The following is a 24,977-nucleotide window of genomic DNA, read 5'->3' as shown; positions in this document are numbered from 1 at the left end:
CGGTCAGCCTAACGTCCGCCGGCCACAGCCGCGGATCTATGTCCCGTCCGGCCGCCCGCCGGGTGGGACACACCTCCCGCCGCTGGTCGGCGTCGTTCCGACCCCTCCCGGTAGGGTCTCCCCATGGCAGACGTGCTCACCGCCGAGGCGGTGCGAGACGAGCTGGGCGGGCTGACGGGCTGGTCGGGAGACCCGACCGGGATCACCCGCACCGTGGAGCTGGCCAGTTTCCCGGAGGCCATCGCGGTCGTCGACCGGGTCGCCGTGACGGCGGAGGAGCTGGACCACCACCCCGACATCGACATCCGCTGGCGCACCCTGACGTTCCGCTGCGTGACCCACTCGGCGCGCGGGGTCACCCGGCGTGATCTGGAACTGGCCCGGCGGATCGACGAGATCGTGGGGAGCGTCCGATGAGATTCGAGATCAGCAAGGTGCTCGACGCCATCGAGGGGCGGGTCTGCACCGACCCGTCGCTGGCCCGGGCCGTCCTCGACCTGGCCGAGGTGATCCGCTACCAGGACCTCGACGGCGGCCGGCCGGCCAGCCTGCTCCGCCTCGGCATGGTGATCGACGCCCTCGCCCGGGAGCTGGAGGAGGACAGCGTCCCCGTCTACGCGGTCGTCCACCGGGCGCTGCTCTCCGACGCCGACCTCACCTCCAACGAGCGGATGGTGGTCCGCCGGTGGGCCGACGACGGGCTGGTCGAGGTGCTCGACAACCCGGGCGACCGGATGCTGGAGGTGGCCGACCTGCTCGGGCTGCCGGTGCTCACCCGGGTGCGGACGGACGGCCTGCGCGGGCGCTACCCGTGGCTGGTCGAGCAGCCCGGCCGCGTGTTGGCCCCGGTGCCAGGCGCCGGCGGGCCGGCCTTCGTCGCCCACGTCGGCGGCGGGCACACCCCGGTCGCCGGCGACCGGTCGCCGGCCGGCGTGAAGCTGCTCTCCCGGCAGTGGCGCTGCCCGGAGCCGGGCTGCGCGCTCTTCGGCGGCGGGGGCGGCGGATCCTTCGCCGACCTGGCCCGGGTGGAGCGCAGCCCCGCCGCCCAGCCTCCGCCCTCCCTGCGCGGTGGCGCGCCCACCTGCCCGCGGCACGGCGCCCGGCTCGGCGACGCCGGTCCGCGACCGCGCAGCGAGGTCCTGGCCGTGCGCGTCGGCGGGCTGATCCGGCGCCGCTTCGTGCTCACCGAGGACCAGCCGGTGCTGGTCGGCCGGGCGCCCGACCAGGCCGGCGGGATCGTGCTCGGCCAGTGGCTCAACGACGAGGCGCGCCGTTGGATCAGCCGCAGCCACCTCCGGTTCGAGCTGCGGGTCGGCGAGGTGATCGTGACCGACGTGAGCACCAACGGCTCCGGCATCCGGCCGGGCGGGTCGATGGCGGAGAGCGACCGCGTCCCGCTGGCGCCGAAGCAGTCGCGGGTGGTGGCCGAGGGCGACATGGTCGAGCTCTACCCGGGGGTGCAGATCGGCCGGCCCGGCGAGCTTCCCGCCGGCGCGCCGTACACGCCGAACTCGGTGATGGCCGAGGCCCCCACGATGGCGATGCGCCTGCCCCGCTGACTGCCGGGAAACGACGGCGGGCGCCGGGACCGTGTCCCGACGCCCGCCGCTGTCGTACGGGGTCAGCCGGCCAGCACGGCGGCGAGCTGGGCCACCGCGTGGTCGATCTCCTCTTCGGTGATCACCAGCGGCGGGGCGAGCCGGATGGTGGAGCCGTGGGTGTCCTTGGCCAGCACGCCGCGCTCGGCGAGCCGCTCACAGGCCTCCCGGCCGCTCATCAGCGCCGGGTCGATGTCCAGCCCCGCCCACAGTCCGCGGCCCCGCACGGCGACCAGGCCCTTGCCGACCAGCGACTGGAGGCCGGCGTGCAGCCGGGCCCCCAGCTCGGTCGAGCGGCGCTGGAACTCGCCGGTGGCCAGCAGCCTGACCACCTCGGTGGCGACCGCGCAGGCCAGCGGGTTGCCGCCGAAGGTCGAGCCGTGCTGGCCCGGCTTGAGCACACCCAGCACGTCGGAGTTCGCGGCCACCGCGGAGACCGGCACGATGCCGCCGCCCAGCGCCTTGCCGAGCAGGTACATGTCCGGCACGACGCCCTCGTGCTCGCAGGCGAAGGTGGCGCCGGTGCGGCCCAGGCCGGACTGGATCTCGTCGGCGACGAAGAGCACGTTCCGCTCGGTGCAGACCCGGCGTACGCCCGGCAGGTAGCCCTCCGGTGGCACGACGACGCCCTGCTCGCCCTGGATGGGCTCGAGCAGCACCGCGACGGTGTTCTCGTCGATGGCGGCGGTCAGCGCGTCCAGGTCGCCGTAGGGCACGACCGTGAAGCCCGGCGTGTACGGCCCGAAGTCGGCGCGGGCGTCCTCATCGGTGGAGAAGCTGACGATGGTGGTCGTGCGGCCGTGGAAGTTCCCCTCGGCGACCACGATGTTGGCCTGGCCCGGCGTCACGCCCTTGACCTGGTAGCCCCACTTCCGGGCCACCTTGATGCCGGTCTCCACCGCCTCGGCGCCGGTGTTCATCGGCAGTACGAGGTCCTTGCCGCAGAGCTCGGCCAGCTCCCGGCAGAAGTCGGCGAACTGGTCGTGGATGAACGCCCGGCTGGTGAGGGTCAGCTTGTCGAGCTGCGCGTGCGCGGCCGCGACGAGCTGCGGGTGCCGGTGCCCGAAGTTCAGTGCCGAGTAGCCGGCCAGGCAGTCGAGGTAGCGCCGGCCGTCCACGTCGGTCAGCCAGGAGCCCTCGGCGGAGGAAATGACCACCGGCAGCGGGTGGTAGTTGTGCGCGGTCCACCGCTCCGCGTCGCGGACCGCCTCCGGCGTCCGCAGCATGTCCTCGATCACTTGCTCGCCTTTCCCTGACGGAGTCGCAACGTGCAGCACTTCGGCCCGCCGCCGGCCTTCCGCAGCTCGGACAGGTCGACGCCGATGGTCTCGTAGCCCCGGTCGCGCAGCTTCGCGGCCAGGCCGGTGGCCTGTGCGGGCAGCACCACGTGCCGGCCGTCGCTGACCGCGTTCAGCCCGAAGACCTCGGCGTCGGCCAGGGTGGCGTGCACCGCGTCCGGGAAGAGCCGGCGCAGCACGGCCCGGCTGCCGGGCGAGAACGCCTCCGGCAGGTAGGCCACGGTCCGCTCGTCGAGCACGGTGAGCGCGGTGTCCAGGTGGTAGAAGCGCGGGTCGACCAGCTGCATGGTGACCACCGGGTAGCCGAAGACCTCCTGGAGCTGCGCGTGCGAGGCGTGCGCGGTGCGGAAGCCGGTGCCGGCCAGCAGGAAGTCGCCGGCCAGGAGGATGTCGCCCTCGCCCTCGTTGACGTGCTTCGGGTCGTGCAGCTCGAAGCCGGCGGCCTCGAACCAGGCACGGTACGCGGGGGCCTCGTCGGCGCGCTGCGGGTCGCGGAACTGCACGGCCATCGCCTTGCCGTCGATCACCGTCCCGCCGTTGGCGGCGAAGACCATGTCGGGCAGCCCGGGCACCGGAGTGATCTCCTCGACGGTGTGGCCCAGGTCCCGGTAGATCTGGCGCAGCTGCTCCCACTGCCGGACGGCGAGGTCGGCGTCGACCGGGGCCGTCGGGTCCATCCACGGGTTGATCGCGTAGTCGACGGCGAAGTACGTCGGCCGGCACATCAGGAAGCGCTGGCTGGTGGCGTCCATCGTCATTGTCCTGCTCCCAGGGGGTCGGGCGCGCCCCGGCCATCTTCGACCCACGGGGCTGGCGCCGTCCGTCAACGCTATGCGGGCCGGGCCGACAGGATCCACCGGTGATGGTTGCGTGGGGCGGAGGATCGTTGCGTATGAGACCGCTCTGCCGTCGAATCGTTGCGTCCTGGCGGGAGAGGGTCGCGGTCGCCGCCCGTTCGTCCGTCGGCCGCCCGGATCCCCGACCCCGGACGCACTTCGGGGGCGGCGAACCGCCGCCCCCGAAAGGATGTGCCCGGCTGGTGAACCACCAGGCTGGTCGGGCGTCGCCGATGAACCACCGGCACTGCCGGCGCACCGCCGGCGAGCCCGACAGTGCCCGCTAGAAGCGGTCCGCAAACTGTGAGTCGAGCCACTCCCGCAGGCGCCCCACCCAGTCGCCGTCGGTGGTCGGCCAGTCGAACCGGCCGGTCATCGCGAGCACGCCCAGGACCACCGCGCCGAGGCCGAACGCGATGCCCAACAGGGCGTCGGTCTTGCCCGCGATGTGCCGGCGTCGGGTGGCCACGAGACCCAGCACGGCGAGGACCGCACCGACCGCACCGAGCCCGATGCCGTACCCGGCGAGGGTGCCGGTGAGCACGAAGAGGGCGCCGGCGACGCCGACGACCAGGCCGAGCGTGGCGAGCAGGCTGGCCCGGGGCTTCGGGCCGGCGACCACCGGCCGCTCCGGGGCGCGGTCGGCGACGCCGTCGCCGTCCCGGTCGACGGGGTGGTCCACCGGGAGATCCCGGTCCGGCCCGGCGGCCCGCGCCGCCGCCGCGTCCCGGTCCAGGTCGACCGTCCGGCCGTCGACGGTCCGTTCGAGGGCCGGGTCCGCGTCGATGATCCGGGGGTTGCGCCGGGTGTCGTCGTCGGCCGGCCGGGCGGTGGCCGCCCGCGCGACGGCGGCGCGCTCGGCCGCCCGCCGCTCGGCGTCGCCGCCCCGCCCGCCGGGTCCGGTCGCCCGACCGTCGGCTCCGGCCGCGGCGCTGCTGCGGTAGGTCGCCTGGTCGCTGTCCCGGTCGGTCACCACCGGGCGGTCGGCCCGGCCCGTGTCCTCGGCCCGGTCCCGGCCGATCGCGTCGTCGTCCGTCGGCGCCGGCTCCGTCCGGCGCGACAGGGAAGGAATCTTGACCACACCACACCTCCTGATGAATGCGCGGCGGCCGATGGAGCGGGTGGCGCCCGCGCGGTACGAACCCGAGGTACCCAGCCGCGACCTCCGCGACACCCGGCCGCGTCGGCCCCGGCCCCGTCCCGGCTACCGTTGCCGTCGTGCCTGAGGGACACACCATCCACCGACTCGCCGCGCGGCACGCCGAGCTGTTCGCCGGCGACAAGCCGCACGCCGCCAGCCCGCAGGGCCGCTTCGCCGAGGGCGCGGCCCGGCTCACCGGCACCGTGCTGGAGGCCACCGAGGCGTACGGCAAGCACCTGCTGCACCACCACGCCGGCGAGCTGACGCTGCACGTCCATCTCGGGCTCTACGGCAGGTTCACCGACGGCGCGGGGGAACCGCCGGAGCCGGTCGGCCAGGTGCGACTGCGGCTGACCAGCGACCGGCACTGGCTCGACCTGCGCGGCCCGACCGCCTGCGAACTACTCACCCCACCCGAGGTGGCGGCGCTGCGCGGCCGGCTCGGCCCCGACCCGTTGCGCGCCGACGCCGACCCCGACCGGGCGTACGCCCGGATCTCCCGCAGCCCCACGCCGCTGGCCGCGCTGCTGCTGGACCAGTCGGTGGTGGCCGGCACCGGGCTGATCTTCGTCACCGAGGCGTTGTTCCGGGCCGGGCTGCCGCCGACGCTGCCCGGGCGGCGGCTGCCCCGCGCCGGCTGGGACGCACTCTGGGCCGACCTGGTGACGCTGATGCGGCTCGCCGTCACGCGCGGCCGGATCGACACCGTCCGCGACGCGCACCTGCCCGAGGCGATGGGCCGCGCCGCCCGGGTCGACCGGCACGGCGGCGAGGTGTACGTCTACCGCCGCCCCGGCGCGCCCTGCCACGTCTGCGGCACGCCCGTGGGCCGGGGCGAGCTGGCCGGCCGCAACCTCTACTGGTGCCCCACCTGCCAACCGGCCTGACGCCCGCCGCGCTCACCCTGGGCCGAGCAGCCAGCGGACCACCTCGACCTGTCGCGGGAAGACCTGCCCCTCGCCGATGCTCCACGCCAGCGTCTGCCCGACCGTCCAGCCCCGCACCCGCTCCCGGTCCAGCCCCAGTTCCGCGCTCAGCCGGTCCAGCCGGTGCCGGACGGCGTCCGGCGAGTGCCCCAGCTCCGCCCCGCGCACCAGCGGCACGACGCCGAACTCCCGCTCGCCGGCCAGCGGCTTCGGGTCGATCACCAGCCACGGCTCCCGGGCCGCCCGCAGTACGTTGCCGGCGTGCAGGTCCTGGTTGACCAGCACCTGCTCGCCCTGACTGCCGACGAGGTCGCCGAGGAGCCCGAGCGCCGCGTCGAGGAGCCGCCGCTCGTACGGCCGGCCGGCCCGTTCCCAGTTCACCGGCAGCCGCTCGCACCACCCGGCGGCCTCCTCGGCGAGCGGGGTGAACGGTGGGCCGGCCGGTCGCCACAGCCGGGGCAGCAGCCCGACCGCCACGTCCAGCGCCGCGTCGGCGGGCAGCTCGTGCAGCGGCGTGCCGGGCACGCACCGCTCCACCAGCAGCGCCCGCCGGTCCGGGTCGTGCGCGAGCAGCCGGGCCGCCCCCGCCCCGGCCCAGTGTTCGAGCGCCGTCGCCTCGTGCACGCTGTCCGGGTCCGGGTACTGGAGCTTGAGCACCGCCGGCGTGCCGTCGGGCAGCGTGGCCGGCAGGGCCAGTGACGCGAAGGCGTACGGGAAGGGGCGTCCCACCCGCAGGTGCCAGCGTTCGACGCACTCCGCCAGCCGGGCCGGCAGCACCGCCCGCCACGCCCGGCCCGCCTCGACTTCCTCGGTCCAGCGCAGCCCGTCGGGGATCTCCAGGTCCACGGCCATCCGGTCATCCTCGGCCACGCCCGCGGGTCGCGTACAACCGTTTCCGGGCCGGGGCCGTCTGGAACAGGGAACCCCACGGAGGTGGCCGGATGCCGGACGCATCGGACCAGGAATACATCGAGTACGTCACCGCGCGCCTGCCCGCGCTGCGCCGACTCGCGTACGCGCTCAGCGGCGACGCCGACCAGGCCGACGACCTGGTACAGGAGACCGCGACCCGGCTCTACTCGCGCTGGTCGCGGATCCGGGAGGTCGGGCAGCTCGACGCGTACGTCCGCGCGGTGCTGGTCCGACTCTTCCTGGACACCCGGCGGCGCGGCTGGTGGCGGGTGCACCTGTTCGGCGGGCCGCCCGACACGCGGTCCACCGAGGACCGGGGCGTCGAGGAGCGGACCGTGCTGCACCAGGCGCTGGCCGAGGTGCCGCCGCGCCAGCGGGCCGTGCTGGTGCTGCGGTTCGTGCACGACCTGCCGGTCGACGAGGTGGCCCGGACGCTGGGCTGCTCGGCCGGCACGGTGAAGAGCCAGACCTCGCACGGGCTGGCGGCGATGCGACGACTACTCGGCGGCCGGGAACTGGCCGGTCGGGCCGGAGGGGAGCGGAGATCATGACGATGGACGAGGAACGCGTCACCGACCTGCTGCGTCGGCTCGACGACGAGCCCGACGGGCCGCCCCGGATCGATGTGCCGGGGGCGATCCGGGAGGCGCGCCGTCGCCGCCGCAACCGCCGGGCGGCGGTGGCCGGCGCAGCCGCGCTCGGCGTGCTGGCGGCTGCCGCCCTGCCGGCGGCCCTGCACCGTGTCGACGGGGCGACCCCTGCTCCGGCGGGAGTGAGCGTCAGCCCCGTGCCCCCCACCCCGAAGCCGTCGCCGCCCGGCCCGTGGCAGGGAAAGTGCGAAGCCGCGCTACTGCCGGCGCCGGACAGTGCCGCTCCCGGGAGCGAGGTCACCGGAGGTGACCCCGACGGCCGGTGGCTGGTCGGCCACCTGAGCCCGAACGGGTCGCCGGACCACCGCGTGCTGGTCTGGGACGCCGGCCGGGCCCGGGAGGTCGAGATCCCTGGCACGTACCAGGAGTTGCGCGACGTCAACCGGGCCGGCCTGGCGGTGGGCTCGACGAGGCGCATTGGCGGAGGGCTGGAGGCGTGGGCGGTACGTGACGGCCAGCCTGTACGCCTGTCCGTGGTCGGCCCCGGGGCGGCGAGGGCGGTCAGCGACGCCGGCCGGATCGTCGGCTACCGGACCGACGGGACCGGGCCCGGGGGCTTCCCGAGGTGGCGGCCGGTGGTCTGGGACTCGTACGAGAGTCGGGCGGTCGACCTACCGCTGCCCGGCCCGCAGTGGGAGGGAACAGCCGTCGGCATCGACGAGGACGGCACCATCTTGGCCACCATGACCAACGGAGATCTGCATCAGCCTCCGCGCGCCGTCGTGTGGCGGCCGGGCGCGACCCAGCCGGAGGTGCTGCCGCTGCCCCGGGTGCCTGGCGGGGTCGCCTTCCAGTTCCTGCCCGTCTCGCTGGCAGGGGGCTGGGTGACCGGGAGCGCCGGCCGGGAGACGAAACCGGGAGAGCCGGGCACCTCGACGGGGTACAAGGTGCGGATCAATCTGCGGACCGGGCAGTCGGAGGTGCTGTCGGCCGACGTGGGTATGGCAGCCGTAAACAGTCGGGGTTGGATAGCCGGTGTGCTGCCATCCCGGGTCCCCGCCGTGGCCACCGGTACGACAGTGGTGAAGCTGCCCGGGCCGGACGGTAAGACCGGTGCGCGGGGCTGGGTGCGGAGCATCAGCGATGACGGGCGCGTGGTCGGCGGGCAGCTCTACCTGAACAACAGGGGCTGGGCGGTGCGCTGGACCTGCCGCTGACGGGCCGCCGGCCTGCCGCTGACCGGTCCGGGGGCGGTCCCGCACCGCCCCCGGACCGGAGCATCTCAGCGCAGCCGGCGGATGTCGCCGTACGCCCGGTAGAAGCCGCCCCGGCCGGATTCGCGGACCTGGGTGACCAGGTAGCGCGCGCCCGGCTCGCGGATGCCCTTGGGGAACTGCACCGACCAGTCCGGGCGGTAGCCGGGGGAGAGCACGTGCACGCGCAGCCGGCCGCGGTCCTCGACGCACTGCACCACCACGCCGCCGTCGACGTCGCTGGTCACCTCGACCGTCGTCCACGCCGCCGGCTCCGGCAGCCGGGGCGGGGCCTTGACGTCGACCACCTCCGGCACGCTGCCGGCCTCCGCCGCCCGGATCGCCGGCTCGCTGGCATCGACGCAGGCCAGGTAGCCACCGGTGGTGACCACGTAGAGGCGCTCCTCGTGGTACTGCATCGAGTAGGCCGAGCCACAGCCGGTGCCGAGCTTCCACAGCCGGTTGCCGGCCGCGTCGAAGCAGTAGATCGAGGACTGGCTGTCACCGGCGAAGACGAACCGGCCGCCCTCGGCCGTGGCGCAGGAGAAGACCGGGGCGTCGCACCGGTAGGTGCGCTCGGTGCGGCCGTCCTTCGCCAGCCGCACCACCTCACGGGTGCCGGTGCCGGCGAACACCGCGCCGGGCTCCTGCCAGCCGAAGAGCACCGAGCCGGTGCGGGTGTGCCACAGCTCCTGCCCGGTGCGCCAGTCGTAGCCGGTCACCCCCTGCGAGTGGCCGTGGTAGACCGCGTCGGCGTCGCAGCGCACCATCCAGGCCGACCGGCCGCGCCCCGCCCGGCGCCAGAGGAACTCGTCCTCGTGGTCGACGGCGGCGATGCCGCCGTCCGCGTCGGAGACGCCGAGCACCCCGTCGTGGATGTCGAGCCAGTAGATGTCGATGTCGGGGGCGATCGCGTACGCCACCCGGGGCACCTTGCCGGACAGGTCGTAGACGTTGCCGTCGTCGCACCCCGCGTAGATCCAGGCGTCGTCGGCGACGATGCACTTCACTCCGTCGGGGAGGCGGACCTGGTCCAGCACCCGGGCGTCGTGACCGAGGGTCGTGATGACCCCGCGCTCGTTGCCGACCATGCAGGTCTGCCCGTCAACGAAGATGCCGAAGGCCGGGGCGCCGGAGTCGTAGCGCCAGAGCACCGGGGCGGTGCGGGCGGTGGATCGCGTGCTGACGATCTGTCGCCGGGAGACGGCGCGCTTCTGCCGTGCGCCGCGCACGGCCGGCGCGTATCCCTTGCGGACCTTCTCGCCGATCTTCTTGGCGGCGGCCGCGCGGGCCCGGGCGTTGTCCGGGTATGCCGTGGTCTTGACCTGGCCCTGGTCGCCGATCCGGCCGTAGCGGACGGTCAGCGCGGCGTCATCGACCACGACCTCGTAGAACTTGTGCGCGCCACCGTCCGCTTCGGACAGTTCGAGGTAGGTCGTCTCCTGCGGCAAGGGGGCCTCCGAGGGGTCAGCGACCGGCCCGACGTGGCCGGCGCGGCGACAGCGGGCACACGGTAACCGCCACCCCCGACAAGGATCGACCGCTTGGTAAGGAAGGGCCCCTTCCTAACCTCAGGTGTTAGGAAGGGGCCCTTCCTCTACCTCAGGCGTTAACAAGGTGCCCTTCCTTACACCTAGCGGCGGGAGACGGTCAGGGCGTCGACGGCCTTGCGGGCGGCGATCAGCACCGGGTCCCAGACCGGGGCGTACGGCGGGGCGTAGCCGAGGTCGAGGGCGGTCATGTCGTCCACCGTCATGCCGTTCCACAGTGCCACCGCGAGCGTGTCGATCCGCTTCGCGGCCTCGGACCAGCCGACGATCTGCGCTCCGAGCAGCCGGCCGCTGGGCTTCTCCGCGATCAGCTTGACCGTCATCGGGCGGGAGCCCGGGTAGTAGCCGGCGCGGTTGGTGGACTGCGCGATCACGGAGACGAACTCGAAGCCGGCCGCCCTGGCGTCCCGCTCGCGCAGCCCGGTGCGCCCCACCTCCAGGTCGCAGACCTTGGTGACGGCCGTGCCGATCACGCCGAGGAAGGTGGCGTACCCGCCGCCGATGTTGATGCCGGCCACCCGACCCTGCTTGTTGGCGTGGGTGCCCAGCGGCACGTGCACCGGCATCCCGGTGACCCGGTGCACGGTCTCCACGCAGTCGCCGGCGGCCCAGACGCCCGGCGCGCCGGGCACCCGCATCCGGCGGTCCACCCGGACTCCGCCGGTGACGCCCAGCGGCAGGCCGGAGGCCTCCGCGAGCGCGGTGTTGGAGCGTACGCCGAGACCGAGGACGACCAGGTCGGCGGGGATCGGCCCCTCGACGGTGACCACTGCGGAGACCCGGCCGTCGGTCTCCTCCAGCCCGGTGACGGCGAGGCCGGTGCGGATGGTGATGCCGACTGCGCGCATCGCGTCCGTGACCAGTTCGGCCATGTCCGGGTCGACGGTGGACATCGGCTGCTCGGCCTGCTCCACCAGCGTGACGGAGAGCCCGCGCTGGATCAGCGCCTCGGCCATCTCCACGCCGATGTAGCCGCCACCGACCACGACCGCCCGGCGCGGCCGGGGCTCGGACTCCAGCCAGGCGCGCAGCGCCGCGCCGTCGTCGAGGGTCTGCACGCCGAACACCCCGCCGGTGTCGGTACGCGCCCAGTCCGGCTTCGTCGGCACCGCGCCGGTCGCGTACACCAGGGTGTCGAACCGCTCGCGGACCTCACCGCCGTTCCCGAGGTCCCGCGCGACCACCTCGCGCCGGTCGAGGTCGATGGCGGTGACCTCGTGCCGCATCCGGACGTCGATGGCGAACTTCTCCCGGAACGTCGCCGGGTCGCGGGCGATCAGCTCGTCCCGCTCGGGCACCAGCCCGCTGATCCAGTAGGGGATGCCGCAGGCCGAGTACGACGTGAAGTGCCCGCGCTCGAACGCGACGATCTCCAGATCGCCGCGGTCGCGGCGGCGGCGCGCCTGGGACGCCGCCGCCATGCCCGCCGCGTCTCCACCGATGACGATCAGCCGTTGCGCCACGGGGACCATCCTGTCACGGGCGACCCGCCCCGCGGGTCTGTCGCGCGACGTCGGAGACCACGTCCACGAGCGTGCCGCCGCGGGCGAGGACGGCGCGCTGCCGGGCCGCCCCGCTGCCGTGCCGGCGCAGCCCGCCGACCAGGTCGGTCACCTCGTCCAGGTCGCCGTGCCGCTCCAGCGCCGGGCGCAGCCGCTCGACGAGCTGGTCGAAAAGCTCCCACGCCGGGCGCAGCTCCCCGTCGGTGAGGTCGACGCCGTCGCCCTCCAGCCCGTCGTGCGCCGCCCGCCAGTGCGCGGCGACCAGCAGGTGGTGGTCGGTGCGGATCGCGGGCCGGCCGGTGGCCATGTCGTCCAGCGCGGTCGCCACCATGGCCCGTACCAGCGCGGCGACGAGCACCGCGTCGTCCACGGACGGGCAGACGTCGCCGATCCGGATCTCCACGGTCGGGTACCTGGCCGACAGCCGGGCGTACCAGTAGAGCATCCCCTCGTCGAGCATCACGCCGCTGGCGATGAGCTGCCGGATCAGCCGTTCGTAGTGCTCGTGCGACTCCAGGAATGGGGTCGGCGCCACCGACGGCCAGCGCTCCCACTCGACCGACCGCCAGCTCGCGTACCCGGTGTCCTCGCCCTTGGCGAAGGGGGAGTTGACGGTCACCGCGTGCAGCACCGGCAGCCAGGGCCGGACGTGGTTGAGTACCTGCACCCCGGTCTCCGGGTCGGGCACCCCGACGTGCACGTGCATGCCGTTGTTGCCGGGGCCGGGGACCAGCAGGCGGAACCGTTCGACCATCCGGTCGAAGCGCGGCTTGTCGACCACCGGGGGCACCGGCCCGTCCACCGGCCCGGTGCCGATGGCGAGCAGCCGTACGCCGGCCCGCTCGGCGGCGTCGGCGAGCGCGGCACGCAGCACCCCGAGGGAGTGCCGGATGGAGGAGAGTTCCAGGCCGGGCGGGCTGCCGATCTCGATCTGGCTGGTCTGGAACTCCCGCTCCACCTGGCCGCGCAGCTCGGGCGGCACCTGCTCCATGACGAGGTCGACGGCGGGCACCGCGGCCCCGGTGTGCGGGTCGACGAGCAGGAACTCCTCCTCGACACCCACCGTGAGCAGATCCGTCCCCTCGGCTGTCGCGCTGGGGGCCTCCGCCACCTGGCCGGTCATCGCCACCACCGTCCGATCGCGCCCGGTCGCGGTCCGTCCGTGCCGGGTCGGCCGGTGGTTACCCACCGTGCCGACGCCGGGAAACGCGGCCCGGCGTGTCGCCCGTCGCGGGCGGCCCCGCCCGGCACCCCCGCCGCCGGCACCGCCGCCGCCGGCAGGCCGCGCGGGGCCGGTGCCACCGCTGCCGCCGGCAGGCCGCGCGGGGCCGGTGTCACCGCTGCCGGTGGCAGGCCGCGCGGAGCGGTCGCCGGCGGTCGTCCTCGCCGCCGGGCGTCACCGTCGGCGGTCGTCCTCGCCGTCCTGCACCATGGCGCGGACCCGGCGCAGGGTCGCGTCCTGGGCCAGGATGGCCTCCCGCCACCGGTCCAGCGTCCGGCGCAGGTCCCAGACCGTGGCCCGGAGCTGCTGCACCTGTTCGCGGGTCGCTTCGAGTTGTGCCCGGGTGACCAGGGCGGTCTCCTCCAGCTCGGCGACCCGGGTGCGCAGCGGCTGCACCAGCGTGAGGGCGGCGTCGGTGAGGGTGTCGGCGGCGTCCGCCTTGAACTTGCCGCGCTGCACCACGACGGTCGCGATGGCGGCGAGACCGCCGGCGCCGCCGAGGACCCCGAGGATGGAGAGCAGGACCTGCACCCACTGCGGCGCGCTCGGCGCGGACGCGTTCACGTCCCACCTCCGGTGGAGGCCACGCCGTCGCCCAGTCCGGCGGGCTGGGCGGCCCGGGTGAGGGCGCGCAGGTCGCGCACGATCTGTGCGGCGCGCCAGCCCGAGCCGATGGACACCGCCCCGACGAAGGAGGTCGCGGCGACCCCCTGCTGCCCGGCGACCACCGCCACGGCGACGGCGTACATGCCGGTGATGGTGCCGAGCATCAGCACCGAGGCGAGCTCGGTGCCGAGGGCGGTGGAGAGCCGGCCGGGCCAGAAGATGCCGAGCAGCCCGGCGACGCCGGCGACGACGAGGCCGAACTCCCACCCCACCTGGATGGGGCCCGGCATCGCCATCTCCACCGACTGCGGCCGGACGCCCAGGGCGATCAGGATGACCCCGCAGACGGGAGCGGTCGCCATGACGGCGATCTCGAAGGGCTGGTGCCGCGGGCGGATGCGGGTGTGGGGCACGGCGGCTCCTTGGTGGTGATGGCCCACCACCTCGTCGAGGCGGCCCGCCGGGCCGGGCGGGCGCCCGGCCGTGAGGGGGTGTGCCGGGAGGGCCCGCTCCCGCTGGCCCGGTCGGCTCGGCGGCCTGCCCGACGGGTCGGGCGGCGCATCGGTGACCGGGAGTGACGACAGGCCGGCGTTGGCCCGTCGATGCCCCAAGTCGTACCACTCCCACGGAGGCTCCGTCCACCCCGGATCTGTCGTAAAACAGCAGGTCAGAGCGTTCGGGAGTCGCCGATCGGGCCGGTCGGCGTGACAGCGGGCCCTAGGCTGGTCGGCGTGCCGGGAGCGTGGCGGGTCGTGCTGGGGACGTGGGCGTACGCGCTCACCCACCTGGCCCTGCTCGCCGACCGTCCGGCCGGCCTGCTCGCCGGGGCCGCACTGACCGCCGTCGTGCTGCTCGCCGCCGTGCTCGCGCTGCACGCGGCGGTCGGCGTCGGCGCTCCCCGGGCCGGCCGCGCCGCCGCCCTGCGGGCCCGGGCCCGCCGCCGCCGGGTGCCCCGGCAGGTCGATCCGGACGCCGCCGGGCATCCCCGCCCCCGGGCGCCCGGGGCCGTTCCCTCGGCCGCGTAGCGCCGCCGCCGCGCGGCCGATTCCGCCGTCACCCGAGGCCCGGCGACGCCCTGTCGTCCCGCGGGCCCTCACCGGAATCGGACCGAGGGGTCACCATGCTCGCCTTCGCACCACTGCACGACGCCGTCGGCGCCGCCGGCAGCGCGCTCTCCTGGCTCACCACCCTGCTCGAACCGCTGGCCGGCGGCGCGGCCACCGCCGCCGCGATCGTCGTCCTCACCGTGGCCGTCCGGCTGCTGATCTCGCCGCTGACCCTCGCGCAGGTTCGCGGGGAGCGGCGTCGCGCGGCCCTCGCCCCCGAGGTCCGCGACCTCCAGCGGCGGTACGCGAACGACCCCGCCCGGTTGCAGGGCGAGTTGTTCGCGCTCTACCGGGCCAACGGCGCCAGCCCGGTCTCCGGCTGCCTGCCGATGCTGCTCCAGGCGCCGGTCCTGCTGGTCATGTACCGGCTCTTCACGACCGCCGACGGCGGCACGGGGCTGCTCGACGGGCGGCTCGCCGGGGTGTCGCTGGGCCACCACCTCGGCGACGGCCTGGGCGGCGCGGTGCTGCCGCTGTTCGGCGTGCTGCTGGCAGCCCTGCTCGCCCTCGCGTGGTGGACGTCGCGGCGGATGCGGCGTGCCGCGGCCGCGACCGGCACGGTGGCCGGTACGCCGACGGAGGGGCCGGGGGCGGCGGTGCTCGGCCGGCTGCTGCCGCTGCTGCCGTACGCGACCGTGCTGGTGGCGCTGGTGCTGCCGCTGGCCGCGGTGATCTACCTGGTCACCACGACCGCCTGGTCGGCGCTGGAGCAGGCGGTGCTGCGCCGCCCGCAGGCCGCGCCGGCGGACATCGATCGACATTGACATCTGTCGGGTCGGCACGTACAACTCGTGAGAGAGCGCTCTCTCGACCCGTCCCCGCAGAGAGGCACGTCCATGACACCTGCCCCGGCGGCCCCCGCCGCCCCGCCCCCACGACGCCGGCCTGCCCTGGCGTCGGCCCTGCTCGCCGTTGTCGCCACCACCGCCCTGGCCGGGGTGACCGTGACCGCGAACGCCGCCGTGCCGGCGCCCGCGCCCGGCTGGAGTCTGGTGTGGAGCGACGACTTCACCGGCGCGGCCGGCACGCTGCCGTCCGCCGCGAACTGGATCATCGACACCGGCACCAGCTACCCCGGCGGCCCGCCCAACTGGGGCACCGGCGAGATCCAGACCTACACCAGCAGCACCGCGAACGTCAGCCACGACGGCGGCGGCAACCTGCGGATCACCCCGCTGCGCGACGCCTCCGGCCGCTGGACCTCCGCCCGCATCGAGACCGTACGCAGCAACTTCAAGCCCCCCTCCGGCGGCGTGCTCGCCATCGAGGGCCGGATCCAGATGCCGAACGTGACCGGGGCCCAGGCGGCCGGCTACTGGCCGGCGTTCTGGGCGCTCGGTTCGCCCTACCGGGGCAACTACCAGAACTGGCCGAGCATCGGCGAGTTCGACGTGATGGAGAACGTCAACGGGATCAACTCGGTCTGGGGCGTGCTGCACTGCGGCGTGGCCCCCGGCGGGCCGTGCGACGAGTTCAACGGCATCGGCGCGTCCCGGGCCTGTCCCGGCAGCACCTGCCAGTCCGCGTACCACACCTACCGCTTCGAGTGGGACGCCTCGGTCAGCCCCCAGCAACTGCGCTGGTACGTCGACGGCCAGCTCTACCACACGGTGAGCCAGTCCCGGGTCGGCGAGCCGTACTGGTCGCAGATGACCGGCCACGCCGGCTACTTCCTGCTGCTGAACGTGGCGATGGGCGGGGCCTTCCCGAACGGGGTCGCGGGTTCGGCCACGCCGACGGCCGCCACCGTCCCCGGCCGGCCGATGCTGGTCGACTACGTGGCGGTCTACAGCCGGGGCGGCGGCACCACCCCGCCGCCGACGACCCCGCCTCCCGGTGGCGTGCGGGACGCGTACGCGACGATCCAGGCGGAGTCGTTCAGCGCGCAGAACGGAGTGATCGTCGAGGCGTGCGCCGAGGGCGGCCAGAACATCGGCGCGCTGCGCAACGGCGACTGGGTGCGCTTCGACAACGTCGAGTTCGGCGCCACCCCGCCGCGCGACTTCGTCGCCCGGGTCGCCTCCGGCGCGGCGGGCGGGGTCAGCGGCCTGGTGGAGGTCCGGCTGGACAGCCCGACCAGCCCGCCGATCGGCAGCTTCGCGATCGCGAACACGGGGGGCTGGCAGAGCTGGCGCTCGGTGCCCGGCAACGTCGCCGGCCCGACCGGCCGCCGGACGGTCTACCTGACCTTCACCAGCGGCCAGCCCGCCGACTTCGTCAACGTCAACTGGTTCACCTTCCGCCGCTGAGCCGCGGGGAACCCGGGCGGTCGCCGCCCGGGTTCCCCGCCGACCGCCCTGGACAGAAACAGTTAACAGTCCTAATAATAGGCGTCAATGTTGATGCTGATGGATGTCGTCCGGGTGTGGAGGGTGCTGTGAAACGGTCCAGGTCTCTGGTGTTGTCGCTGGTCACCGCCGTGGTCGCGGCGGTCGGGGCGGTGTGGGTGGCGATGCCGGCGTTCGCCGCCGGGGCCACCGCGAGCTTCGTGAAGACGTCCGACTGGGGGTCGGGCTGGGAGGGGAAGTACACGATCACCAACGGCGGCGGCACCACCGTCGACGGCTGGGCCGTCACCTTCGACCTGCCGGCCGGGACGACCGTCGGCTCGTACTGGGACGCCCTGCTGACCTCGTCGGGCCAGCGGTACACCTTCACCAACCGGTCCTGGAACGGCAGCATCGCCCCGGGCGCCTCCGTCTCGTTCGGCTTCCTGGGCAACGGGCCCGGCGCCCCGGCCAACTGCCAGCTCAACGGCGCGTCGTGCGGCGGCGGCACCGCCCCGCCCACCACCGCGCCCCCGACCACGCCGCCGCCGACCAGCCCGCCGCCGAACACCGGGCTGCCGAAGCACATCCTCACCGGGTACTGGCACAACTTCGACAACCCCGCCGTGGAACTGCGGCTGCGCGACGTGCCGAACGAGTACGACGTGGTCGCGGTCGCGTTCGCCGAGGCCACCGCCACTCCCGGCGCCGTCACCTTCGCCGTCGACCCGGGGCTCTCCGCCGCCCTCGGCGGCTACACCGACGCGGACTTCTCCGCCGACGTGCGCACCCTCCAGTCCCGGGGCAAGAAGGTGATCATCTCGGTGGGCGGCGAGACGGGCCGGGTGGCGGTCAACGACGCCGCCTCCGCCGCGGCGTTCAGCGACAGCGTGCACGCCCTGATCCAGCGGTACGGCTTCGACGGCGTCGACATCGACCTGGAGAACGGGCTGAACCCGACCTACATGGCGCAGGCGCTGCGCTCGCTGCGGGCCAAGGTCGGCAGCCGGCTGATCATCGCGATGGCCCCGCAGACCATCGACATGCAGTCCCCGGGCAGCAGCTACTTCAAGCTCGCGCTCGACATCAAGGACATCCTCACCGTCGTGAACACCCAGTTCTACAACTCGGGGGCGATGCTCGGCTGCGACCGCAACGCCGCGTACGCCCAGGGGACGGTGAACTTCGTCGTCGCGCTGGCCTGCATCCAGTTGGAGGCCGGGCTGCGTCCCGACCAGGTCGGCCTCGGCCTGCCGGCCGGACCCGGCGCGGCCGGTGGCGGCGTCGTCGCGCCGAGCGTGGTGAACGCGGCGCTGGACTGCCTGGCCCGCGGCACCAACTGCGGCAGCTTCCGCCCACCGCGCACCTACCCGGGCATCCGCGGCGCGATGACCTGGTCGGTCAACTGGGACGTGACCAACGGCAACGCCTTCGCCCGCACGGTGGCCCCCCACCTCGCCACCCTGCCCTGACGGCCCCGGGTCAGCGGGTGGCGGCGCCGGCGCGGTCGCGGTGGCGGGCGCGCCGGCGGCGGGACTTCTTGACCGCCCACCAGACGATCATCACCACGAGGACGGCGACGATGCCGTAGTCGAACCAGTCGCTGTACCGCTCGATCCGCTGCCAGCGGGAGCCGAGGGCGTAGCCCAGGCCGACGAAGAGCGAGTTCCAGACGCCGCTGCCCAGCGTCGTGAAGGCGACGAACTCGGGCAGCGGCATGCGGTTGGCCCCGGCGGGGATGGAGACCAGGCTGCGCACCACCGGGATCATCCGGCCGAAGAGCACCGCCCACCGGCCGTGCCGCTCGAACCAGCGGTCCGCCCGCTCCAGGTCGTCCCGGTCGACCAGCGGCAGCCGGTCCAGCCAGCGCTTGAGCCGGTCCTCGCCGGCGACCGCGCCCAGCCAGTAGAGGACGAGCGCCCCCACCAGGGAGCCGGCGGTGGCGGCGAGGACCACCAGCACCACGTTGAACCGGCCCTCGCCGGCCAGGTAGCCGGCCATCGCCAGGACGATCTCGCTCGGGATCGGCGGGATGATGCTCTCCAGGGCGACCAGCAGCGCCACGCCGAACGCGCCGGCGGCATCGATGACCCCCGCCACCCAACCGGTCAGCCCGCCGAGCCGGGTCGGGTCGACGTTCTCGGCGAGTGCCATCGCGATCCTTTCGCCGGGGCCGGGGGATCAGAGTCCTCTACCCCGCGACCCGCCGGTCACACCTGCCCGTGTCCGGAGCCACGCCGGCTCAGCCCTCCGGGTGCAGCGCCGCGTCGGCGGGCCCCCGCCGCCACCCGGTGAACCGGACCCGCAGCCCCGCCCGGGTCGGGGAGCAGCAGTACGGCCCGGCCGTCGCCACCGCCTCCGGCGGCAGCGGGGCGAGCCGGACCAGCCGCCACGGCTCGCCGCCGGCCCGGGCCCGCACGGTGAGCGCGTCCCGGTCGCGGCTGACCCGGACGGTCACCTCCCGCCCGGCCCACTCCGGCACCGGGGCGACCGACCAGTCGGACACCTCCCGGGTCACCACGGCGCCGACCTGCGGCAGGCCGTCGCTGACCTCCACCCCGGCCTTCACCCAGTTCCGCTCGTCGACGCGGACCAGCACGCCCGCCTGGTCGAACTGCTCGCCGTAGTCGAGGTGGAAGGCCACCTCCACCGCGTCGCCGACGGGCAGCGGCGCGAGCAACGCCGGGGCGTCGTCGTGCACGAAGCCGTACGAGGTGTGCCGCCACAGGTCGCTGCCCCCGGCCGGCTCCACCAGCAGCCCGCCGGCCGGCCCGTGCTCGACCCGTACCGGCTCGTTCCACCACTCGCCCTCGGCCCAGTCGACTTCACGCGCTCCGTCTCCCATGCCGGCGACCGTACCGCCGCCCGGACCACGCGCCGCTGCCGCCCGGTCCCGCGTTTGCCGGACGCGGGGATCGGAGACATTAGGTCGGCATGGCTGACAGGTGGTATTCCGAGGCCGTCGTCTACTGCCTCGACATCGACACGTACGCGGACTCCGACGGCGACGGCGTCGGCGACATCAGGGGCCTGATCGGCCGACTCGACTACCTCGCCCGGCTGGGCGTCACCTGCCTCTGGCTGCACCCCATCCACCCGTCGCCCAACCGCGACGACGGCTACGACGCCACCGACTTCTACAACGTCGATCCCCGCTTCGGCACCCTCGGCGACTTCGCGGAGCTGCTGCACCAGGCGCAGAACCGCGGCATCCGGGTGATCATCGACCTGGTCGTGAACCACACCTCGGACGAGCACCCCTGGTTCCAGTCCGCCCGCTCCTCGCCGGACTCGCCGTACCGCGACTGGTACGTCTGGTCCGACCACGAGCCGGACGACCGCCACCAGGGCATGGTCTTCCCCGGCGAGCAGAACGAGACCTGGACCTACGACCGGACCGCCAAGGCGTGGTTCTACCACCGGTTCTACAAGTTCCAGCCGGACCTCAACTTCGCCAACCCGAAGGTGCGCGAGGAGGTCAAGAAGATCGTCTCGTTCTGGCTCCAGCTCGGCGTCTCCGGCTTCCGGATGGACGCCGTGCCGTTCATCATCGAACTGACCGAGGCGGGCAACCCGAACTCCCCGAAGGACTTCGACTTCCTCACCGAGCTGCGCCAGCACGTGCAGTGGCGCCGGGGCGACGCCGTCCTGCTCGCCGAGGCCAACGTGGAGCCCGACCAGCTACCGACCTTCTTCGCCGACGCCGGCGGCTCGGCGAACCGCCTGCACATGCTCTTCGACTTCATGCTCAACGGGCGGCTGATGCTGGCCCTGGCCCGGCAGGACCCGGAGCCGATCATCGAGGCGCTGCGGGACACCCCCGCGCTGCCCGAGGGTGGGCAGTGGGCCACCTTCCTGCGCAACCACGACGAGATCGACCTGTCCCGGCTCACCGCCGAACAGCGCAACCAGGTGTACGCGGAGTTCGGCCCCGACGAGAACATGCGCATCTACGACCGGGGCATCCGCCGCCGGCTCGCCCCGATGCTCGGCAACGACCGCCGGCGCATCGAGCTGGCGTACTCGCTCCAGTTCTCGCTGCGCGGCACGCCGGTGCTGCGCTACGGCGAGGAGATCGGCATGGGGGAGGACCTGTCGCTGCCCGGCCGGGAGGCGATCCGCACCCCGATGCAGTGGTCGTACCAGCCGAACGCCGGATTCTCCACGGCCGACCCCGAGAAGCTGGTCCGGCCGGTGGTCGACAAGGGCGACTTCGGCTACGAGAAGGTCAACGTCACCGCCCAGCGCGGCGACCCCAGGTCGCTGCTCGCCTGGTTCGAGCGGATGATCCGTACGCTCCGCGAGGCCCCCGAGGTGGGCTCGGGCTCGACCACGCACATCGACGTGGCGATGCCGCCGGGCGTGCTGGCGCACCGGGCCGACGGGCGGACCGGGACGATGGTCTTCCTGCACAACCTCGGCACCTCCGACGCCGAGGTGGACCTGGGCACGCTGGAGCCGGAGGCGGACCTCCCCGTCGACGTCCTCGCCGACCGCAACTACGGCGGGGTCGGCAAGCTGGACCGCCTCAAGCTGGCCGGCCACGGCTACCGGTGGATCCGCCTCTGCCGGGGCCGCGGCCTCTAGCCCGGCTCCCTGTCGAACGGTCGTCCGCCCCACCTCGACGGACGACCGGTCACTCCCGCCAGCCGGCCAGTTCGACCCCCTTGGCGAGTTCGACCCGGAAGCCCATGGTGATCTCGCCGCTCTCGCCCGGCCCGAGCCGCAGCCGCCAGGTCAGCTCGCCCAGCTCGGTACGCTCGGCCGGCGGCGGGACGAGGGTGGCTTCCCGGACGACCACCGCCTCGTCGCGGGACACCGGAAGCTGGTCGCGCACCTCCACCGTCGCCGCCTGGGGCGTGTGGTTGGCGACGCTGATCCGGTACTCCACCTCCCGGCGCCGGGTCGAGCCGAGCGTGGCCCGGGTGTCGGCGCGCCGGCCCAGCTTCCGCTCCACCCGTACCCGGTCGTCCACCCCGAGCGCCAGTTCGGTCTCCTCGCCGGGCGCCCACGTCGGCAGCCGGGTGGCCGCGACGAAGTCGGCGCCGTGGAAGACCGCCGCCGGGCCGGGGAGCAGCGTGTGCGCCGAGGTGTTGCGGACCGTCGCACGCAGGTGCGCCTCGGCCGCGCGGACCGGCACGGTCACGTGGTCCAGCCGGGCCGGCAGCTCCAGCACGGCGATGGTGGCCCGGTGCGCGCTGCCGTCCGCCGGCACCGCGACCGGACGGGCCGGCCGGTAGGTGGCGGCGGTGACCCCCTGCTCGACCGTGGCCACGCTCTCCCGCACCTTGGGGCGCGGCGCGGCGGACCGGGCCGTACCACCCGCGGCGGCCGGCGCCGCGCCGGGCGCCGGGGGCGGCGGCAGTGCGCCGAAGCTCGCCGTCGACATGGGCATCGGCGGTGCCGGCCGGACCCGGTCGAGATACCAGGGCGACAGTTCGGGTACGCCGGCCGCCGCCGCCGGCCGGGCGGTCGAGAGCTGGAGCTCGCACTCCGGCCAGTCCTCGCCGGTGTCCTGGCTGACCAGGCCGAACCAGGTGACGGTCATGGTGTCGTCGACCAGCCGCAGGTCGTAGGAGGGCTGCCAGCGGGCCCCGTCGACCAGGTAGGTCAGCTCCAGGTCCAGCTCGGCGTCGTCGGCGTCCACCGCCACGGTCACCTCGGCGGCCAGCCGGTCCGGTTCCCGCTTGCCGTTCGCCGCCGCCAACTGCCGCTCGACGGCCGCCAGCTCCTCGGCCAGGTCGGCACGTCGCCGGGCCAACCCGCGCCGGCGGCTGCGGGAGTCGGCGAGCTGGCCGGCCACCGAGTCGGCGAAGCTGGCCACGTCGGTCGGGGCGGCGTCACCGGAGGCCAACGCGCGGGCGTACGTGCCGCCGGCCCGCTCGGCCAGCCGGCCGATGAACTGCCCCCGCTGCGCCTCGATCTCGTCCGCGTCGTCGACCTCGGCCAGCTCGTCGGCCAGCTCCCGGCTCCGCTGCTCCAGCTCGCGGACCTGCCCGTCGGTGCTGCGTGCCTGCCGCCACGTCGTCACGTCCACGCCGAGCACGGTGACCGCGCCCCGGCCGCCGACCCGTACCGAGTCCCGCCGCAGGCCCAGCGGCAACGGTGCGACGCGTACGCGGTGCTCACCGGCGGTCAACCGGGTGCTGCCCCGGCGGGTGACCCGGGCCCGGTCCGGGTAGACGGTGACACCGACGACGGGTGCTTCGATCTCCACTGCGTTCACGGCGGCGACGGTAGCCGAACCGTGCTCGTAACCCCGGTAGGCCGCGGCGGGGTGTCGGCAGGACCGGCGTCCCGCGCCCGGCCGGCACGCCGTACGCCTGGGTTAAGCTCCTCCGATCGAGCGGAAGTTACCGGGAGGTAGGCATGTCGGAGGAACAGCGGGTCGCCATCGTCACGGGGGCGGCGCGGGGGATCGGGGCGGCCACCGCCCGCCGGCTGGCCGCCGACGGCCTCGCGGTCGCGGTGGTCGACATCGACGAGTCGGCGACCAAGGACACGGTGGACGCGATCGCCGCCGCCGGTGGCCGGGCGCTTGGCGTCGGCGCCGACGTGTCCGACCGGGCCCAGGTCGAGGCGGCCGTGGAGCGGGTCGCCGCCGGGCTGGGCGCGCCGACCGTGCTGGTGAACAACGCCGGCGTGCTGCGCGACAACCTGCTGTTCAAGATGAGCGACACCGACTGGGACACGGTCATGGGCGTGCACCTGCGCGGCGCGTTCCTGTTCAGCCAGGTGGCCCAGAAGCACATGGTCGAGCAGAAGTGGGGCCGGATCGTCAACCTCTCCAGCACCTCCGCGCTGGGCAACCGGGGCCAGGCGAACTACTCCGCCGCGAAGGCCGGCCTCCAGGGCTTCACCAAGACGCTCGCCATCGAGCTGGGCCCGTTCGGGGTGACCGTCAACGCGGTCGCGCCCGGCTTCATCGTCACCGACATGACCGCCGCCACCGCCGCCCGGATGAAGGTCGACTTCGACGACCTCCAGAAGCACGCCGCGGCGGAGATCCCGGTCCGCCGCCCCGGCCGGCCGGAGGACGTCGCGCACACCATCTCGTTCCTGGTCAGCGAGGGAGCGTCGTTCGTCTCCGGCCAGGTCGTCTACGTCGCCGGCGGCCCCAAGGACTGATCCCGCCCCCACGTCCCACCCCGTCCCGGCGAGGCGGGGTGGGTCAGGTGCGGGCGGTGCGGGTGCGCCAGAGCCAGAGCAGGCCGAGCACCGGCAGGACCAGCGGGATGTAGCCGTACCCGCTGCCGAACCGCGACCAGACCGTCTCGTCCGGGAACAGCTCCGGGTCGGCCACGCTGAGGATGCCGACGCCGAGCACCCCGGCCAGCTCCACTGTGCAGCACGCCAGGGCGACGCGCCGGCCGGCGGCACCCGCACGCGCCAGCCCCACCGCCGCGACGATGTAGATGGCCGCGGCGAGGGCCGAGAGCAGGTACGCCACGGGGGCCTCGTCGAACCTCGTGGCGATCTGGAGGCCGGCGCGGCTGGTGGCGGCGATCGCGAAGAGCAGGTAGACCGCGATCAGCAGCCGTCCCGGGCCGGCGTTGGTCCGCGTCCGCTCCGGGGCCCGCACCTCAGCCACCCAGCACCTCCCACGTCTGTTGCAGCCGCACGACGACCACCGGCGTGACCAGGCAGACCGCGCAGACGATGGCCGAGCCCCAGCGGGTCGGCTCCATCCGGGCCAGCACCCAGGCCAGCGGCGGCAGGCAGACCAGCGTCGCCAGGTAACCGAAGAAGGCCCCCGGCTCCCCGGGGCGCTCGCCGCCGCCGAGGGCGACCCCCGCCACCACCGCGAGCACGAGCAGCGCCGCCTCCAGCAGGGCCAGACCGGCGAACTGCACCCGGTCCGGCGCGCGATGGCGCAGCGTTGCCACCAGGGCCCAGGCGGCGACGAGGAGCGAGAGCACGATCGAGGCGGTCGCGAGGAGCCCGTCCACCGGCGAACCGGCCGAGGCTGCGCTGGTCATCGGGGCCGTCCCGGGTGCGCTTCGGTCACCGGCACAGCCTACTAACCCGCGTAGTAAACCCCGCCACCCGCCGCCCCGCCTCGACGGCCCGTCGTCCGCCCCGCCTCGACGGCCCGTCGTCCGCCCGGCCCGGCGCCCGGGGCGTCCGACGCCCGGCCGTGTCGTGCCGGCGGGCGCGGGAGTGAGCCTGG

General features: G+C 74.5%; 24 protein-coding genes and 1 pseudogene. 11 read left to right on the top strand and 14 right to left on the bottom strand.

Going from position 1 to position 24,977, the window contains the following annotated elements; genetic code table 11:
- Positions 1–123 precede the first annotated feature (123 nt).
- Positions 124–417: a 4a-hydroxytetrahydrobiopterin dehydratase gene (locus ACZ6Q9_RS04815; RefSeq protein ID WP_357459411.1), complete on the top strand. Its 294-nt coding sequence runs from the start codon at positions 124–126 to the stop codon at positions 415–417.
- Complete coding sequence (locus tag ACZ6Q9_RS04810; RefSeq protein WP_396827821.1) at positions 414–1,559, top strand: FHA domain-containing protein; 1,146 nt, start codon at positions 414–416, stop codon at positions 1,557–1,559. The genes ACZ6Q9_RS04815 and ACZ6Q9_RS04810 overlap by 4 nt, the downstream gene beginning before the upstream one ends.
- Before the next feature lie 62 nt (positions 1,560–1,621).
- Here ACZ6Q9_RS04810 and rocD read toward each other — a convergent pair whose 3' ends face one another.
- The 3 genes from rocD to ACZ6Q9_RS04795 form a co-directional block, all read right to left on the bottom strand.
- Positions 1,622–2,836, bottom strand: a complete 1,215-nt coding sequence (gene rocD, locus ACZ6Q9_RS04805; RefSeq protein WP_357698084.1) for an ornithine--oxo-acid transaminase — start codon at positions 2,834–2,836, stop codon at positions 1,622–1,624.
- The gene (gene ddaH, locus ACZ6Q9_RS04800; RefSeq protein ID WP_396828018.1) at positions 2,833–3,648 is read right to left on the bottom strand and encodes a dimethylargininase; all 816 of its coding nucleotides are present in this window, start codon (positions 3,646–3,648) and stop codon (positions 2,833–2,835) included. Before ddaH ends, rocD begins: the two co-directional genes overlap by 4 nt.
- Positions 3,649–4,015: 367 nt before the next feature.
- Positions 4,016–4,813 (bottom strand): thrombospondin, encoded by a 798-nt coding sequence (locus ACZ6Q9_RS04795; protein ID WP_396827819.1) that lies wholly within the window; start codon positions 4,811–4,813, stop codon positions 4,016–4,018.
- A gap of 137 nt (positions 4,814–4,950) precedes the next feature.
- Here ACZ6Q9_RS04795 and ACZ6Q9_RS04790 point away from each other — a divergent pair, with 137 nt between their 5' ends.
- Positions 4,951–5,760, top strand: a complete 810-nt coding sequence (locus tag ACZ6Q9_RS04790) for an Fpg/Nei family DNA glycosylase (RefSeq protein WP_393261145.1) — start codon at positions 4,951–4,953, stop codon at positions 5,758–5,760.
- A 12-nt stretch (positions 5,761–5,772) separates the two neighbouring features.
- On the opposite strand, the gene ACZ6Q9_RS04785 is transcribed toward ACZ6Q9_RS04790, so the two are convergent.
- Complete coding sequence (locus tag ACZ6Q9_RS04785) at positions 5,773–6,651, bottom strand: aminoglycoside phosphotransferase family protein (protein WP_393450886.1); 879 nt, start codon at positions 6,649–6,651, stop codon at positions 5,773–5,775.
- Between the two features lie 89 nt (positions 6,652–6,740).
- Here ACZ6Q9_RS04785 and ACZ6Q9_RS04780 point away from each other — a divergent pair, with 89 nt between their 5' ends.
- Complete coding sequence (locus ACZ6Q9_RS04780; RefSeq protein ID WP_393450889.1) at positions 6,741–7,262, top strand: SigE family RNA polymerase sigma factor; 522 nt, start codon at positions 6,741–6,743, stop codon at positions 7,260–7,262.
- Positions 7,259–8,518, top strand: a complete 1,260-nt coding sequence (locus ACZ6Q9_RS04775; protein ID WP_396827816.1) for a hypothetical protein — start codon at positions 7,259–7,261, stop codon at positions 8,516–8,518. The genes ACZ6Q9_RS04780 and ACZ6Q9_RS04775 overlap by 4 nt, the downstream gene beginning before the upstream one ends.
- A 65-nt stretch (positions 8,519–8,583) precedes the next feature.
- On the opposite strand, the gene ACZ6Q9_RS04770 is transcribed toward ACZ6Q9_RS04775, so the two are convergent.
- From ACZ6Q9_RS04770 to ACZ6Q9_RS04750, 5 genes are all read right to left on the bottom strand, one after another.
- Positions 8,584–10,005, bottom strand: a complete 1,422-nt coding sequence (locus ACZ6Q9_RS04770; RefSeq protein WP_396827814.1) for a WGR domain-containing protein — start codon at positions 10,003–10,005, stop codon at positions 8,584–8,586.
- A 182-nt stretch (positions 10,006–10,187) separates the two neighbouring features.
- Positions 10,188–11,567 carry an FAD-dependent oxidoreductase gene (locus ACZ6Q9_RS04765; protein WP_396827812.1) on the bottom strand — a complete coding sequence of 460 codons (1,380 nt, stop codon included), beginning with the start codon at positions 11,565–11,567 and terminating at the stop codon, positions 10,188–10,190.
- 13 nt (positions 11,568–11,580) lie between these two features.
- Positions 11,581–12,729: a glutamate--cysteine ligase gene (locus ACZ6Q9_RS04760; RefSeq protein ID WP_396827810.1), complete on the bottom strand. Its 1,149-nt coding sequence runs from the start codon at positions 12,727–12,729 to the stop codon at positions 11,581–11,583.
- Positions 12,730–13,002: 273 nt separating this feature from the next.
- Positions 13,003–13,350: a hypothetical protein gene (locus tag ACZ6Q9_RS04755; RefSeq protein ID WP_357698929.1), complete on the bottom strand. Its 348-nt coding sequence runs from the start codon at positions 13,348–13,350 to the stop codon at positions 13,003–13,005.
- A gap of 38 nt (positions 13,351–13,388) precedes the next feature.
- Positions 13,389–13,847 carry a hypothetical protein gene (locus tag ACZ6Q9_RS04750; protein WP_396827808.1) on the bottom strand — a complete coding sequence of 153 codons (459 nt, stop codon included), beginning with the start codon at positions 13,845–13,847 and terminating at the stop codon, positions 13,389–13,391.
- A 318-nt stretch (positions 13,848–14,165) separates the two neighbouring features.
- Here ACZ6Q9_RS04750 and ACZ6Q9_RS04745 point away from each other — a divergent pair, with 318 nt between their 5' ends.
- From ACZ6Q9_RS04745 to ACZ6Q9_RS04730, 4 genes are all read left to right on the top strand, one after another.
- Positions 14,166–14,459, top strand: coding sequence for a DUF6412 domain-containing protein (locus tag ACZ6Q9_RS04745; protein WP_396827806.1), 294 nt, complete (start codon positions 14,166–14,168; stop codon positions 14,457–14,459).
- Between the two features lie 95 nt (positions 14,460–14,554).
- Positions 14,555–15,304 carry a YidC/Oxa1 family membrane protein insertase gene (locus ACZ6Q9_RS04740; protein WP_396827804.1) on the top strand — a complete coding sequence of 250 codons (750 nt, stop codon included), beginning with the start codon at positions 14,555–14,557 and terminating at the stop codon, positions 15,302–15,304.
- A gap of 72 nt (positions 15,305–15,376) precedes the next feature.
- Entirely contained in the window at positions 15,377–16,789 is a 1,413-nt protein-coding gene (locus tag ACZ6Q9_RS04735) for a carbohydrate-binding protein (protein WP_396827802.1), read from the top strand.
- A 128-nt stretch (positions 16,790–16,917) separates the two neighbouring features.
- Positions 16,918–18,279 (top strand): chitinase, encoded by a 1,362-nt coding sequence (locus ACZ6Q9_RS04730; RefSeq protein ID WP_393261120.1) that lies wholly within the window; start codon positions 16,918–16,920, stop codon positions 18,277–18,279.
- A gap of 10 nt (positions 18,280–18,289) precedes the next feature.
- Here ACZ6Q9_RS04730 and ACZ6Q9_RS04725 read toward each other — a convergent pair whose 3' ends face one another.
- Positions 18,290–18,961, bottom strand: coding sequence for a DedA family protein (locus tag ACZ6Q9_RS04725; protein WP_396827800.1), 672 nt, complete (start codon positions 18,959–18,961; stop codon positions 18,290–18,292).
- 88 nt (positions 18,962–19,049) lie between these two features.
- On the bottom strand, positions 19,050–19,652 hold the full coding sequence (locus ACZ6Q9_RS04720) for a DUF1349 domain-containing protein (protein ID WP_393450916.1): 603 nt from the start codon (positions 19,650–19,652) through the stop codon (positions 19,050–19,052).
- An 89-nt stretch (positions 19,653–19,741) separates the two neighbouring features.
- Between ACZ6Q9_RS04720 and ACZ6Q9_RS04715 the strand changes: the two genes are divergently transcribed.
- Positions 19,742–21,394: an alpha-amylase family protein gene (locus tag ACZ6Q9_RS04715; protein WP_396827798.1), complete on the top strand. Its 1,653-nt coding sequence runs from the start codon at positions 19,742–19,744 to the stop codon at positions 21,392–21,394.
- Between the two features lie 49 nt (positions 21,395–21,443).
- Here ACZ6Q9_RS04715 and ACZ6Q9_RS04710 read toward each other — a convergent pair whose 3' ends face one another.
- Entirely contained in the window at positions 21,444–23,033 is a 1,590-nt protein-coding gene (locus ACZ6Q9_RS04710; RefSeq protein WP_396827796.1) for a DUF4139 domain-containing protein, read from the bottom strand.
- A 143-nt stretch (positions 23,034–23,176) separates the two neighbouring features.
- Between ACZ6Q9_RS04710 and fabG the strand changes: the two genes are divergently transcribed.
- Positions 23,177–23,935, top strand: a complete 759-nt coding sequence (gene fabG, locus ACZ6Q9_RS04705; RefSeq protein ID WP_393261106.1) for a 3-oxoacyl-ACP reductase FabG — start codon at positions 23,177–23,179, stop codon at positions 23,933–23,935.
- Here the strand turns inward: fabG and ACZ6Q9_RS04700 are convergent.
- Together ACZ6Q9_RS04700 and ACZ6Q9_RS04695 are read right to left on the bottom strand one after the other, a co-directional pair.
- Positions 23,908–24,398: pseudogene (locus ACZ6Q9_RS04700) on the bottom strand (hypothetical protein). The gene fabG and the pseudogene ACZ6Q9_RS04700 sit on opposite strands and share 28 nt — an antisense overlap.
- A complete protein-coding gene (locus ACZ6Q9_RS04695) occupies positions 24,391–24,786 on the bottom strand; it encodes a hypothetical protein (RefSeq protein ID WP_350703661.1) in 396 nt (131 codons plus the stop codon). Before ACZ6Q9_RS04695 ends, ACZ6Q9_RS04700 begins: the two are co-directional and overlap by 8 nt.
- Between the last annotated feature and the right edge of the window lie 191 nt (positions 24,787–24,977).

The organism is Micromonospora sp. NPDC049139, from assembly GCF_055586845.1.
Note: the sequence above shows the minus strand (reverse complement) of the source record. Positions and strands in the feature narration are given on the sequence as shown.

What these genes read in the sequence shown, in the direction of transcription:
- ACZ6Q9_RS04815 (WP_357459411.1), top strand. Translation starts at nt 124, where the DNA reads ATGGCAGACGTGCTCACCGCCGAGGCGGTGCGAGACGAGCTGGGCGGG.
- ACZ6Q9_RS04810 (WP_396827821.1), top strand. Translation starts at nt 414, where the DNA reads ATGAGATTCGAGATCAGCAAGGTGCTCGACGCCATCGAGGGGCGGGTC.
- ddaH (WP_396828018.1), bottom strand. Translation starts at nt 3,648, where the DNA reads ATGGACGCCACCAGCCAGCGCTTCCTGATGTGCCGGCCGACGTACTTC.
- ACZ6Q9_RS04785 (WP_393450886.1), bottom strand. Translation starts at nt 6,651, where the DNA reads ATGGCCGTGGACCTGGAGATCCCCGACGGGCTGCGCTGGACCGAGGAA.
- ACZ6Q9_RS04780 (WP_393450889.1), top strand. Translation starts at nt 6,741, where the DNA reads ATGCCGGACGCATCGGACCAGGAATACATCGAGTACGTCACCGCGCGC.
- ACZ6Q9_RS04775 (WP_396827816.1), top strand. Translation starts at nt 7,259, where the DNA reads ATGACGATGGACGAGGAACGCGTCACCGACCTGCTGCGTCGGCTCGAC.
- ACZ6Q9_RS04760 (WP_396827810.1), bottom strand. Translation starts at nt 12,729, where the DNA reads ATGACCGGCCAGGTGGCGGAGGCCCCCAGCGCGACAGCCGAGGGGACG.
- ACZ6Q9_RS04740 (WP_396827804.1), top strand. Translation starts at nt 14,555, where the DNA reads ATGCTCGCCTTCGCACCACTGCACGACGCCGTCGGCGCCGCCGGCAGC.
- ACZ6Q9_RS04735 (WP_396827802.1), top strand. Translation starts at nt 15,377, where the DNA reads ATGACACCTGCCCCGGCGGCCCCCGCCGCCCCGCCCCCACGACGCCGG.
- ACZ6Q9_RS04725 (WP_396827800.1), bottom strand. Translation starts at nt 18,961, where the DNA reads ATGGCACTCGCCGAGAACGTCGACCCGACCCGGCTCGGCGGGCTGACC.
- ACZ6Q9_RS04720 (WP_393450916.1), bottom strand. Translation starts at nt 19,652, where the DNA reads ATGGGAGACGGAGCGCGTGAAGTCGACTGGGCCGAGGGCGAGTGGTGG.
- ACZ6Q9_RS04715 (WP_396827798.1), top strand. Translation starts at nt 19,742, where the DNA reads ATGGCTGACAGGTGGTATTCCGAGGCCGTCGTCTACTGCCTCGACATC.
- fabG (WP_393261106.1), top strand. Translation starts at nt 23,177, where the DNA reads ATGTCGGAGGAACAGCGGGTCGCCATCGTCACGGGGGCGGCGCGGGGG.
- ACZ6Q9_RS04695 (WP_350703661.1), bottom strand. Translation starts at nt 24,786, where the DNA reads ATGACCAGCGCAGCCTCGGCCGGTTCGCCGGTGGACGGGCTCCTCGCG.